Source organism: Paenibacillus lentus, from assembly GCF_042714055.1.
Taxonomy (GTDB): domain Bacteria; phylum Bacillota; class Bacilli; order Paenibacillales; family Paenibacillaceae; genus Fontibacillus; species Fontibacillus lentus_A.
In genome coordinates this window covers 1-12,980 of sequence record NZ_JBHGVC010000013.1, presented here as the reverse complement: position 1 = coordinate 12,980, position 12,980 = coordinate 1, and the positions used below count along the sequence as shown (strand labels likewise).

At 45.8% G+C, this 12,980-nt stretch carries 8 protein-coding genes, 1 rRNA gene, 1 pseudogene and 1 riboswitch; of the genes and pseudogenes, 8 read left to right on the top strand and 2 right to left on the bottom strand.

The annotated features are described in order from the left end of the window. Positions 1–944 precede the first annotated feature (944 nt). Positions 945–1,052 (top strand): annotated as a pseudogene (locus ACE3MQ_RS22315) (GMP synthase (glutamine-hydrolyzing)); the annotation flags it as partial. Positions 1,053–1,178: 126 nt separating this feature from the next. Here the strand turns inward: ACE3MQ_RS22315 and ACE3MQ_RS22310 are convergent. Then, positions 1,179–2,417, bottom strand: a complete 1,239-nt coding sequence (locus ACE3MQ_RS22310) for a hypothetical protein (RefSeq protein ID WP_379396867.1) — start codon at positions 2,415–2,417, stop codon at positions 1,179–1,181. Between the two features lie 266 nt (positions 2,418–2,683). After that, positions 2,684–2,783, top strand: a riboswitch (purine riboswitch). A gap of 199 nt (positions 2,784–2,982) precedes the next feature. On the opposite strand from ACE3MQ_RS22310, the gene ACE3MQ_RS22305 reads away from it, so the two are divergent. The 4 genes from ACE3MQ_RS22305 (at position 2,983) to ACE3MQ_RS22290 (ending at position 10,079) form a co-directional block, all read left to right on the top strand. Further along, positions 2,983–4,356 carry an NCS2 family permease gene (locus ACE3MQ_RS22305; protein WP_379396865.1) on the top strand — a complete coding sequence of 458 codons (1,374 nt, stop codon included), beginning with the start codon at positions 2,983–2,985 and terminating at the stop codon, positions 4,354–4,356. A 333-nt stretch (positions 4,357–4,689) separates the two neighbouring features. Next, positions 4,690–8,580, top strand: a complete 3,891-nt coding sequence (locus tag ACE3MQ_RS22300; RefSeq protein WP_379396863.1) for a phospholipid carrier-dependent glycosyltransferase — start codon at positions 4,690–4,692, stop codon at positions 8,578–8,580. Between the two features lie 52 nt (positions 8,581–8,632). Next, a complete protein-coding gene (locus ACE3MQ_RS22295; RefSeq protein ID WP_379396861.1) occupies positions 8,633–9,643 on the top strand; it encodes a glycosyltransferase family 2 protein in 1,011 nt (336 codons plus the stop codon). Beyond that, a complete protein-coding gene (locus ACE3MQ_RS22290; RefSeq protein WP_379396859.1) occupies positions 9,633–10,079 on the top strand; it encodes a GtrA family protein in 447 nt (148 codons plus the stop codon). Before ACE3MQ_RS22295 ends, ACE3MQ_RS22290 begins: the two co-directional genes overlap by 11 nt. A gap of 111 nt (positions 10,080–10,190) precedes the next feature. Here ACE3MQ_RS22290 and ACE3MQ_RS22285 read toward each other — a convergent pair whose 3' ends face one another. Beyond that, the gene (locus ACE3MQ_RS22285; protein ID WP_379396857.1) at positions 10,191–11,462 is read right to left on the bottom strand and encodes a hypothetical protein; all 1,272 of its coding nucleotides are present in this window, start codon (positions 11,460–11,462) and stop codon (positions 10,191–10,193) included. On the opposite strand from ACE3MQ_RS22285, the gene ACE3MQ_RS22280 reads away from it, so the two are divergent. From ACE3MQ_RS22280 to ACE3MQ_RS22270, 3 genes are all read left to right on the top strand, one after another. Beyond that, positions 11,437–11,673: an LPXTG cell wall anchor domain-containing protein gene (locus ACE3MQ_RS22280; protein ID WP_379396855.1), complete on the top strand. Its 237-nt coding sequence runs from the start codon at positions 11,437–11,439 to the stop codon at positions 11,671–11,673. The two genes, ACE3MQ_RS22285 and ACE3MQ_RS22280, sit on opposite strands and share 26 nt — an antisense overlap. A gap of 85 nt (positions 11,674–11,758) precedes the next feature. Continuing rightward, on the top strand, positions 11,759–12,460 hold the full coding sequence (locus ACE3MQ_RS22275) for a class D sortase (protein WP_379396853.1): 702 nt from the start codon (positions 11,759–11,761) through the stop codon (positions 12,458–12,460). 303 nt (positions 12,461–12,763) lie between these two features. Then, positions 12,764–12,980 (top strand): 16S ribosomal RNA (locus ACE3MQ_RS22270); the annotation flags it as partial.

The following is a 12,980-nucleotide window of genomic DNA, read 5'->3' as shown; positions in this document are numbered from 1 at the left end:
AGTTTCTCTACTCTTGGAGCTTAGATGTTTTACTTAACGAAAGAACAGTATCAAGTATGAAATGATTATAATACGATTAACTATATTCAAAGTCAAAAAGTAGATCAGGGTATTTATCAAAACCTTGATCTTTTTTAATACATGTTTTTATAAACCAACTTTAAATATGCATAAATAAAACAAATGTAAGCCTTGGCATTAAGTCTTTATGAATAAGTAGCGGTTAACCATGAATTATATTGTTTTCTATTGATATCATTCGTAATGAATATAGTAGAATGTTCTTCATGGAAAATAGCAGGACAGTTTAGAATCAGAAATGATATTCAATGGAAATGGGGTGAAGTAAATTGAATTTCATTGAAAAATGGCTGTATATTATTTGTGATTGTTCATTTGATAATACATAAGAATCAATTACTTGTAAGGTAATTCGTTATTATTGGGAGCAGACAGTCTTTTTTGATTTACAACAAAGTAGTAATCCAGTTAAACCGCCAGTAATAATGACTATTGTTAAGGAACTTATATCGACGTATCAAATCCACATAAAGAATGTTTTCTATGTGGTTTGAAGATCGAGAATGAAACTCCTGCAATTGATCATGTAATTCCTTGGTCGTATTTGTATTCAGATGATTTGTGAAACTTTGTATTTGCCAATCAGTCGTGTAATGGTAGTAAGTCAAATATGATACCTAGCGAGAAAATGATAAACCAATTAGAAATAAGAAATATGAGAATGCTTCAAATATTGAATGATCAAGGTCAGAAAAATAAACATATCTCAGAACGTAAAATGGTAATAGAAAATAACTTAGTGCGTAAGTTTTGGATATCATGTCAGGGATAACATCACTCATTAAGGGGTTGTAATCGTGATTACATACAATAAACTTTTATGTGATAAAATTCTACAAATTATTGAATTAAGTGGTAAGAGGGATGTGCTGGAGAAGATTTCGGTGCGGATCGTAAATGAAGTCGATAACGTAAACCGCATCGTTTACGATATCACTTCTAAGCCGCCTGCTACGATTGAGTGGGAATAGAACAAAAAAGCATTAGAGTGAAAAAATACTCTCTTTTATCTGCGTTGTTAGCAAATAGAAGAGAGTATTTTTTATGGCTGCATTTGGAATACGCTCCTTCAACATAAAAAATGTGCCAGACCAGATTCAGGAACCGTACTCTATCGACAGGCTCTTATTTGTGTTGTCCCATATGGTTTTCGCGCCAAGTATGGCGGGAATCTCCCTGGCTTTGATGTAGGATGAGCCTGAAAGTATTTTGAACTCCTTGATAGTAGTTCCATTAATCGTCGGTGCTTTCTTGGAGCTGTCATAGCCGACTTCAACCCCTAGTAAATCACTGGTAGATCGCAATGGCACATAGACGCTCCCATCGATCATACGTCCCGATTTTGCGACCTTGCCATTAACGGCCACAGGAATCTCTTTGTACAAGCTTTCCCTTTGAGAAGGGGGGATGTATGTTACGGTGACATAGCCTTGTGTCTGGACGTTCAATTCTGGATCCGTTTTGGAAAGAACCGAAATGTCATGCCTTCCGGTCACGGAACCAAGCGTAGCTGTAACCGAAGCAGTTCCCAATGCAAAGGTCTGAACGCTTCCGTGCCGAACCGTCAAAATTTGTGTGTCCGTAGATTGCCACGTCGCCAATTCGGTGACATAGGCCGTGTCGCCATTATCGAAATTGGCCAAGGCATTCAATTCCATGCCGCTATCTACGCTAACCTTAAATGGATCTGCAGTGGGCGGAAGAGTCCCCCTGACGATATCAATGCTTTTCGGAATACCGACGAGGATATCCGCAGATGTTGCGGCAAAGTTCTGAATTATGTTTCCTGTATGATCCTCCAATAGGGCAGATTGAATTTTTATGGAGGTATTTTGACTTGAGACGCCTTCCTTTACTGTAAGAAAAAATGATACAAAGGCTTCGTCAGAGGTGGAACGAATAGGTCTACCATTTTTGGCTGATACGGATACGATCACTTCTTGCCTGCCATCCGCAGGATCGATATCCATGGGATATGGAGTCTCGATATTATAATCATTATTGCTGAAATGTTCAGAAGGAATGAAAAAGGTGTCACCTCTCCATATATCCTTTCCAAGGGTTTCGTCAAAACGTATGTTGCCATCCGTCGTAAAAATACTTTCGTCATAGCTTAAAGTGATTTTGGCCGCCCGGAGTCCCTTGTCATCGGCAAGCTCGGCATTGGAGATTCTGACACTCACCATGACACTTTGGCCGGGAATTAGACTCGTATAGTTGCTTGTGACGTCCAGGGATACCTTCTTTGAATCTGCTGCTGCGGCAATACTTGCAAAACATCCAGCCAACATGAGAAGTGTAAGCAGTGCCGTTATTTTTTTGTTGATCGCGTACATCTCTTAACCTCCACAATTGATTTAACGATATATTTGTAATATCGGCAGCATTGTATCTTTACATAAGAACAGGCCCTGACCTTCTATATGACGTTGATTTTGTCGAATTATGCATAATTGTGTCGAAGGTATTTTCAACAAATCACGAACAATTTTAGAGGTTGGTTTAAAAAACATTCGCTTTTTCTGTTGACAATCTGAGTCTTCAAGCCTAGAATAAGTCATGTAATAAGTCTTTGAATCAAGACTTGTACGGGAATATTCGACAATTTAAGATAGATGCTTTTCGTATAATTCCGGGGATTGGCCCGGAAGTCTCTACGAGGTCACCGTAATGATCTGGCTACGAAAAGAAGAGCATTGGAACATGCTTGCGATTGGAATGGCTGCGGATTGTTGACGTTCAATGAAGGTTGACGGATGCAGATAGCTAACTTAACTGTTAACCGAATTCCAGTTGAAAGTATGGCTCCGATATCTTCTGCTCAGCACGGGACCCGGGGATGGTATAGTCGCTCCGGGCTTTTTGTCGTTCCCGACTCATACTAAGGAGGAATCATTAACCATGGATCGGTTCTTTAAGCTTAAGGAACACGGCACAAATGTAAGAACGGAAATTATTGCAGGTATTACGACATTCATGACGATGGCTTACATCCTGTTCGTGAACAATCTGTTCTTGGGCCCGGGCGGTGCGGGTATCCCTTCAGACGGTGTGTTTTTTGCCACTGCGGTCGGCGCGGGTCTGGTTACGATCATTATGGGATTGTTCGTTAACATTCCAATTGCGCTTGCCCCGGGTATGGGTCTGAATGCGTACTTCATGACTGTTGTTCTCAGCTCGAACGGAGCAATTACATGGCAAGCGGCTCTAGGTGCTGTTTTCATCTCAGGTATTATCTTCCTGATCCTTACGGTGACGAAAATTCGTCAAATGCTCCTTGTGGCAGTACCGGAAAGCATTAAGTCTGCCATTACAGTCGGTATCGGTCTTTTCGTAGCCATTATCGGATTCAAAATGAGCGACCTTATCGGCATTAATTTGAACGGGCCTGTTGAAGACTTTACGCAACAGGTGCCAGGAAGCTTTTTTAACCTTGGACTTGGTGATTTCGTGCACAACTCGGGTGTGCAATTAACGTTAATCGGTCTTATTCTGATCGCCATTCTTATGGCGCTTCGCGTCAAAGGCGCATTGCTAATCGGCATCGTGGCAACGACGTTGATCGGTATTCCGATGGGCGTGACCGATGTCAGCGGATTGTCTGGTGCAAGCTGGTTCCCGAACGTAAATGAGCTGGCTGTCGGCAAGCTCGATATTATGGGCGCGCTCAAGCTGGGATTGTTTGAAATCGTATTAGTGTTCACCTTCGTTGAACTGTTCGACACGTTTGGAACACTGGTGGGAACAGCAACACGTGCCGGATTGATGAAGAATAAAGAAGAAGGCGAGAAGAAGATCGGTAAAGCGATGCTGGTTGACGCGGCTGGTGTTAGTGCCGGTGCGGTTCTCGGTACGAGCACGATCACTTCTTTCGTTGAAAGTACGGCTGGCGTAGCCGAAGGCGGTCGTACCGGACTTACAGCCGTAACGACAGGCATTCTGTTCTTGCTTGCATTGTTCATCGCTCCTCTTGCAGGCGTGGTACCTTCCGCAGCAACGGCGCCAGCACTGATCATTGTTGGCGTGCTGATGATGGGACAAGTCCGCAATATCGATTGGGATGATTTCCTGCATGCTTTCCCTGCGTTCTTGACGATTGTGCTTATGCCGTTTACTGGCGGTATCGCTAACGGTATCTCGGCGGGTATTATCTCGTACGTTGTTCTTGGCGCTTGCAGCAACATCTTTACGGACAAGAAGGTTAAAGTTCACTGGTTAATGTGGGTGCTCGCCGTTCTTGTGCTTTGCCGCTATATTTTCTTGGGCGCTGAGTAAACTCGCATATAGATTCAATCAAAATAGCATTTAAGGAAGGCTGGCCGCGTATGCGGCTGGCCTTTTTTTGTTGTTCAAGAGACTCATCCGCATGGTCTTTCCCGGAAAGCTAAGCCTGCAAAGTGCAGGCTTTTTCTCATGAAAAATGTTCGTTGAGCCATTGATTCAAATCATATCTTTTTCTTAGTAATAGAAGCCCGATTTCATAGAATCATGCATAATCTTTGATTCTGCACGTATATTTGTACAAACATATGATTTCTTTGCTAGGAAAAGAGAACAACGATCAGTCACCGATTGGCTCAATCAATCGCGTATGGGGTGGAATAGGACATGCCAAGTATTGTTAGGCGAAAAGCGATGCTGCTCGCAATTGGTTTATTAGCGTTATTTTTGCAGCTTCGGCCAGGAATGGTTCACGCATTGGAAGACAACCTTGTGCAAAATCCCGGATTTGAGCTGGGTGATGCGGCCAGCCCGGAATTTTGGGAGGCGGATCGCTGGTCCGGGGAAGAGGAGACAAGTCAATTTGGGGTGATTGAGGGGGATGCTCGCAGTGGGAGCCAGGCAGCTTTTATTGAGAACTCGCAGCCGGATCATGCTAAATGGGTTCAGAGTATTTCAGTAGAGCCACGCTCCAACTATTTGATTTCTGCCTGGATAAAAGTGCTCAGTATCGGAGACGGCGAAATTGGTGCGAATATTTTTCCGCTGGGCGTAGGCGGGGTCTTTCCGCATATCAATGAGGTGTCCCCTGAATGGAAGAAAGTGGAGTTCTATGGGGTGACAGGGGCGGACCAGAGAGAGTTCAAAGTAGCTGCAGCCATCGGCGGTTACGGGAGATTGAATACGGGCAAGGCCCTGTTCGATGATGTTAGCGTCGAGAAGATAGATCAACTGCCGAATGGAGCGGCTGCGCTCCCGCTTGACGCGGATAATCTGAATGACGCAAATGCTGGAGACGAACAAGCCCTCAATGGCGCCGCAGGGGAGGGGGCAGAAAATCCAAATAGTGTAACGGCAACGCATGTTTCAGTATTACCGATTATGCTATGGTCCGCGCTGTTTTGTGTCCTGTTTGCCTGGCTGTATCAAAGGATGATTTCGCAGAGCCATCCCTTAGATCAACGGAGAGGTTCTTATCAAGGATGGATGGGGATCGCCTTAATCGTCGGCTTGCTTCTTCGGATTTGGATGGGTCTTACGGTGCGCGGATTTGAGACGGACATGAATACCTTTATGAGCTGGGCCCGTCATGCGGTTGAACAGGGCTTGGGGGGATTTTACAGCGAAGGAATCTTTGCGGACTATCCGCCGGGATATATCTACATCCTGTACCTTTTAGGCATAATTCGGGAATGGCTTGGACTGGATTACGCCGCTGCCGGAACGATGCTGCTATTCAAGCTGCCCTCGATTGTTGCGGACATCATTGCTGGATATCTTATTTATCGTGCCGGTCGGAGCAAATTTGGCGGAAGGCTTGGGTGGGCTTTATCGGTCATGTATTTATTCAATCCTGCTGTGCTCATCAATTCCGCAGGCTGGGGACAAGCAGATGCGTTCTACGTCCTGTTCCTTATCAGCTCATTAACGGCTTTAAGCGAGCGGCGCTTGGAAAAATCGGCGGTATGGCTGGCGATTGCAGCCATCATTAAACCGCAGACTTTTATTTTTACCCCCGTTTGGCTTCTTGCTCTTCTATACTACCGATCATGGAGACGAATTACCGTTAGTGTGTTGTTGGGGGCTGTTACATTTGCATTGCTGGCCCTTCCGTTTTTCTGGAATAATGGGGGACTGCCGGCTCTGATTGATTTATATAAGACGACTTTAGCCTCTTATCCATATGCTTCGGTCAATGCATTTAATCTGTATGCACTTTTCGGCTATAACTGGGCTCCTCTCGATGAGCGATGGCTGCTGCTTCCCTTCCGGATTTGGGGGCTGCTGTTTATCCTGGCAGCGGTAGCTTATGCCGTCTATATTTCCCTTCGCAGACGGGGTCGTGACTTGTCAAAATCTTTCTTCATTGCTTTGGCGCTCATCGTCATCGTGTTCGTATTAGGCACTAAAATGCATGAACGCTACATGTTCCCGGCCCTGCTGCTATGTCTGTTCAGCTTCATTCATACCCGGGATCGCCGTTTGCTCTATTTATACCTCGGTTTTAGTCTGACGCAATATGTGAATGTCGCTTATGTTCTGGGGTACCTGAACCTTGGCACAAGTCCCGGCTACGATGGGATTGTCCTGCTGTGCTCGCTCGCCAATATGGGCTTGTTGGTATATATGCTGGCACTCGGTTATCGAATTTATGTGCAAAAAAAACGTCTGCCGATCAAGCATCAAGCCGAGGCAGGGCGTGAAGCCTGCGATGAATTGCTATTGCAGGAGCTTGCCTCTAAAGGGAAAGGAAAAGGGCTAGCCCTATACAAAATTCGCTTCCAAAGAAAGGATTGGCTCTGGATCGGGCTCATTACAGCGCTGTACACGGCACTTGCTCTATATCAATTAGGGTCGGCCAAGGCACCGATTACCGCATGGAAGCCGACGAAGGCAACCAGCTTCTATGTGGATTTCGGGGAAGCCAAAACCATCGAACGTGTAAATTATTTCGGCGGTGCTTCTACGGGCGAGTTTACATTGGAATTCGGTAACACTCCTGCACGATGGGAGAAAACCATAAACATCCCGGAGGATATTGGAGCTGTTCTAGCCTGGAAGAGCGAGTCTGTCGGCACAGAGGCAAGATACGCTCGAGTTACGGTGGATGAACCGGGCATATCTTTGCACGAGATGGTATTTTTTGAAGCCGGTCATGATCATTCCCCCATCCATATTGAAGGAATCTATGGGACGGATGGCGCAGCGGGCAGCGACATAAGTGCTTTGTTATTTGATGAAGCGTCAACGGCGGTATACCAGCCCAGTTTTTTGAATGGAACTTATTTCGATGAAATATATCATGCCAGAACGGCATATGAATATTGGCATCATTTGCCTCCATACGAAACAACGCATCCGCCGCTTGGCAAGCTGCTAATCGGAATGGGAATAGAGCTGTTCGGCTTAAGTCCTTTGGGCTGGCGCATCGTGGGGACTTTGTTTGGAGCAGCAATGCTGCCGCTGATTTACCGGTTTGCCCTTCAATTATTCGGACAGCGGAAATTTGCAGTCATGTCTATGGTGCTCCTTGCGGCTGAGTTTATGCACTTTGCACAGACTCGTATTGCGACGATTGATGTATACGCCGTATTTTTCATCCTATTGATGTTTTATGGCATGAATCGTTATGTCAACATGAGCTTCCACAAGCAATCGCTGGGTAAAACGTTGGTTCCCCTGTTCTGGGCAGGGTTATTCTTCGGCATCGGCATTTCTACAAAATGGATCGTTTTATACGGCGGTGCCGGTCTTGCAGTTATGCTGTTTCTATCCTTGCATGCCCGTTACAGGGAATATGCAGCAGCCAAGCGCAGGCTGAAAGCAGCCAGTGAGGATGAACTGCCAGAGCATCACGAGCTATATCGCCGCATCGAGCAGGGGTTTTGGAGAAAAACGATCATTACATTGGGAGCTTGCTGTATCTTTTTTATCCTGATACCTGCTTTGGTTTACAGCGTAAGCTACATTCCTGCTCTTGCTGCCACTGAGGGTGGTTTTCAACTAGGCAATCTAATTCAGGCGCAAAAGGATATGTTCGATTACCACAGCAGACTTGTGGGAAGTCATCCGTTTGCCTCGCCTTGGTGGGAATGGCCCCTGATGAAGAGGCCGGTATGGTTCTACAGTGCGCAGGGTGAAGCAGGAGGCTTAGCCGCGGGGATGGTATCCAGCATCGTCACGATGGGGAATCCTCTGATTTGGTGGGCCGGAATCATTGCAATGGCTGCAGCATTCTGGCTGACATTGAAGCGCAGGGAATATGGAAGATACGTCATTTGGATCGCGTTTCTCTCTCAATACGTTCCTTGGATGCTTGTTACGCGCGAGACATTCCTATATCACTATTTTGCTATGGTGCCGTTTGTGATTGTGGCGATTGTATATGTGACCAGTATTGCTGAGCAAAAATGGCCTCGGTTCAGGTATGTAAGGTATGCGCTTCTGAGCATTGCTGTGCTGCTGTTCGTAATGTTCTACCCCGTGCTTTCAGGGATGGAGGTGAATTCGGGGTACGTTGAGCATGTTCTAAGATGGTTTCCGTCATGGATATTTTGATATGCCGTTTTGTGCATTTGATTTATGAGCTTAAGGAGAAGGAGGGGCTGTTATGGAAGTTTGCTGCAGCGTTGTTGTGCCGATGTTCAACGAGGAGGAAGTGATCGAGCATACGTACCATCGTTTGAAGCAGGTCATGGATTGCGTGGAGGAAGGTTATGAGATTATTTTCGTTAACGATGGGAGCAGGGATGGAACCGTCCAGATCGTTGAAGGGATTTGCCAAAAAGACCCCAATGTCAAGCTGATCCAATTTTCTCGGAACTTTGGTCACCAGGTAGCGATCAGCGCGGGGATGGACTTTGCATCAGGCAGCTGCGTCGTCATTATCGATGCGGACTTGCAGGATCCTCCCGAGCTCATTCTGGAAATGCTGAGCAAATGGAGGGAGGGTTATGAGGTTGTCTACGGCAAGCGTATTAAGCGTAAAGGCGAAAGCATGTTTAAAAAAACAACGGCCTTGCTCTTTTATCGCCTGCTGGGCAGTATGACGCAAGTGGATATTCCGCTGGATACCGGAGACTTTCGCTTGATTGATCGGAAGGTATGCAATGTCATGAAAAGTTTAAAGGAAAAAAATCGTTTTGTCCGCGGATTGGTTGGCTGGGCGGGCTTTCGGCAAACGAGCGTCGAGTATGTGCGTGATAAACGCTTTGCGGGCGTCACGAAGTACCCTTTGCGAAAAATGCTTTCATTTGCCGCGGACGGAATCACCTCTTTTTCGCATAAGCCTCTAAAGATTGCTTCCTATATTGGGGTCGTGTTGTCGTTTTCCAGCTTCATTTACCTGTTCGTCGTATTGTTTCAAAAATGGTTCGAGCTGGGCACCGTTCCCGGATGGGCCTCAATCGTGGCGATCAACCTGTTCTTCAACGGGATTGTCCTTATGCTGCTCGGTGTAATGGGGGAATACATTGGCCGAATCTATGATGAGTCCAAGGATAGACCGCTCTATATCGTTCGGGATACTATCGGTTTTCAGCCCCAGAGTGGAAATCCGGTTGTCCAGCCTTCCTACGGATCGGAGGGTGTAAGGGAACAGGTGGAGGAGTATGCCGGATAAGAGGAGAAGACAGGTTATTGTGCAATTTTTGAAATTCAATGCCGTGGGATTGATAAATACAGCCGTAGATTTTGCGTTGTTTACTTTGCTGCTATTTTGGGGGATGGGAAGTTTTGGAGCACAGGCCGTCTCTTATGCTGCCGGAACGATGAACAGTTACATCATGAACAAGAAAATCACGTTTTCCGAACAGGTAAGCGCTCAGGAGCAAAGGAGCAATTTTAATATCAGTCAATTTATTCGGTTTGCAGCTTTGAATGCAGCAGTTCTTGCGTTATCTTTAGCAATGCTCTTTGTATTGATTTCCATAGCCGGATTGCATTCGCTGGCATCAAAGCTCATAGTAACGACCGTCACCGTAATGGTGAATTTTCTTGGAAGCCGTAAATGGGTATTTGTTAAAAAAGCTTATGCACATGAGGACATGAGGGGGTAGAAGCAGGGTTCAATTATTGGATGATTATTTATTATAGAAGATATTTTTTCATTTGACAGGCATAAGTGCAAAGGAAACCCAATAAAATTGGATTGAGGAAGTGTGAATTTATTATCGTATTGGAGTGGGGCTAATGAGGAGCAAGACCAAAACAGTTATTGCCGCTACGCTTGCTGCAGGATTGACGATGGGCGCGGCGAATACGGCTTTTGCAACGACAGACGGACTACATGAGAATTCAATTGAACCGGAGGTCGAAATATCCGGATGGTGCCCGACCCCAACGCCGACACCTAAGCCAACGAAGACGCCGAAGCCAACGCCAACGCCAACGCCGACCCCGACGAAGACGCCGAAGCCAACGCCAACGCCGACCCCGACGAAGACGCCGAAGCCAACGCCAACGCCGACCCCGACGAAGACGCCGAAGCCAACACCGACACCAACTCCGACGAAGACACCAAAGCCAACACCGACACCGACACCGACGAAGACACCAAAGCCAACACCGACACCAACTCCGACGAAGACACCAAAGCCAACACCGACACCAACACCAACACCGACACCAACACCGACACCAACACCAACACCGACACCAACACCAACGCCAGAACCAACACCAACGCCAACACCAACACCAACACCAACACCAACACCAACACCAACACCAACACCAACACCAACACCAACACCAACACCAACGCCAACACCAACACCAACACCAACACCAACACCAACACCAACACCAACACCAACACCAACACCAACGCCAACACCAACGCCAGAACCAACACCAACGCCAACACCAACACCAACACCAACACCAACACCAACACCAACACCAACGCCAGAACCAACACCAACACCAACACCAACACCAACACCAACACCAACACCAACACCAACACCAACACCAACACCAACACCAACACCGACACCGACACCAACACCAACACCAACACCAACACCAACACCAACACCAACACCAACACCAACACCAACACCAACGCCAGAACCAACACCAACGCCAACACCAACACCAACGCCAACACCAACGCCAGAACCAACACCAACACCAACACCAACACCAACACCAACACCAACGCCGACACCAACACCAACGCCAGAACCAACACCAGAGCCAACGCCAACACCAACACCAACGCCAGAACCAACACCAACACCAACATCAACACCAACACCAGAGCCAACATCAACACCAACGCCGAGACCTACATCTACTCCGTCATCAGGCTCGGGTGGATATGTTTGGACTCCAACACCAACGCCAACACCAACACCGACCCCAACGCCATCACCATCACCATCACCAAGTCCTAGCCCGACTCCAACTATGATTCCGACACCAACTCCAACCATAACGCCAATTACGGAGGAATTATTACCGGATACGGAGCCTGAGGATCAGCCGCCTACAGCTAAGCCTGACGTTACCGAAAAAATAGATCAAGTATCTTTAGATACACTGCCTAAAACCGGAGAATCCAGTTCCTTGCCGTACTATATTGCTGGTCTAGCCACTGCAATTGTTGGGTTTGTCTTTAGAAGAAAAAGCAAAAAATCCAGCTAACTAAAATTTAAAGAAGTAAGGAGGTTCCCCTCTTTACTTCTTTATTTTAAGTAATTGAAGAACCTTTTAATGAAGGAGATTAACTATGATGATGAGAAGAATACTTGCCTATACCTTAATTGTGCTTGGGTTACTTATCATGCTATACCCCAAGGCTAATGAGTATTATGAAAATGTTCAGACTGAAGAGCTTCTTCAAGCTATCGAGAATAATGTCGATTTTGAAGTTAGTAATGCAGCAATCGACCAAAACCTTTTACTCGAGTATCAAATTGCATCTCAAGTATTGGAAGAGCCGATAACTGAGATCGAAGCGAATAATGACCTTTCTAATGAAGAGGTTCCGCAGCAGAAGAAAGCATCTCTTGACACCGAAGCAAAACATTCAAAAGCTACAGCTGTCATTAAGATTGCAAAAATAAAGCTTAATTTACCTGTTTTAGATGGAGCTACGAAGGCCAATATGAAATATGCTGCAGCCCATTTGAAAGAAACGGATGCTCTAGGAGAGCAAGGCAATGCTGCGATTGCTGCACATCGGGCTAAGACGAAAGGAAGGCTTTTTAATCGACTCAATGAAATAGAGGTCGGTGATGAGATCGTCGTCGAAGTTGGAAATCAAACTTATGTGTATGAGACTGACAAAATTTCGATAGTCAAGCCTACGGATGTTTCTGTTTTAAAAAGAGGTGCAGGCGATGAAGCAATGCTTACACTGATCACATGCGAGCCAATAGTGAACCCCACTCATCGACTAATTGTTAGGGCTAAGCTGAAGGAAGCATAACTCGACAAATATCCACAATTTTTCAATTGTTTTTAGGATAAATCTCTGATATATTAATTAATACCGTTTCAAAGCGGTGCATCTGAATAGAAAGTATAATTTAATAAAAAAAGTTCTTGACTATTCAGGAAGTAACGTGTTATATTATAAGAGTTGCCGCTGAAACAACGGTAACACACAAAAATGAAGTTGATCTTTGAAAACTGAACAACGAGTGAGCGGGTTTCACGAGAGTGAAATCTAAAAAATAGAGTCAGATGCAAATCTGATCTCGTCAGATTCAAAATGAGCAAGTCAAACACTTTATTGGAGAGTTTGATCCTGGCTCAGGACGAACGCTGGCGGCGTGCCTAATACATGCAAGTCGAGCGGAGTTATTTTGGAAGCTTGCTTCTGAAATAACTTAGCGGCGGACGGGTGAGTAATACGTAGGCAACCTGCCCCTCAGCCTGGGATAACTAGCGGAAACGTTAGCTAATACCGGATAATTTGCTTTTTCGCATGAAGAAGCAATGAAAGG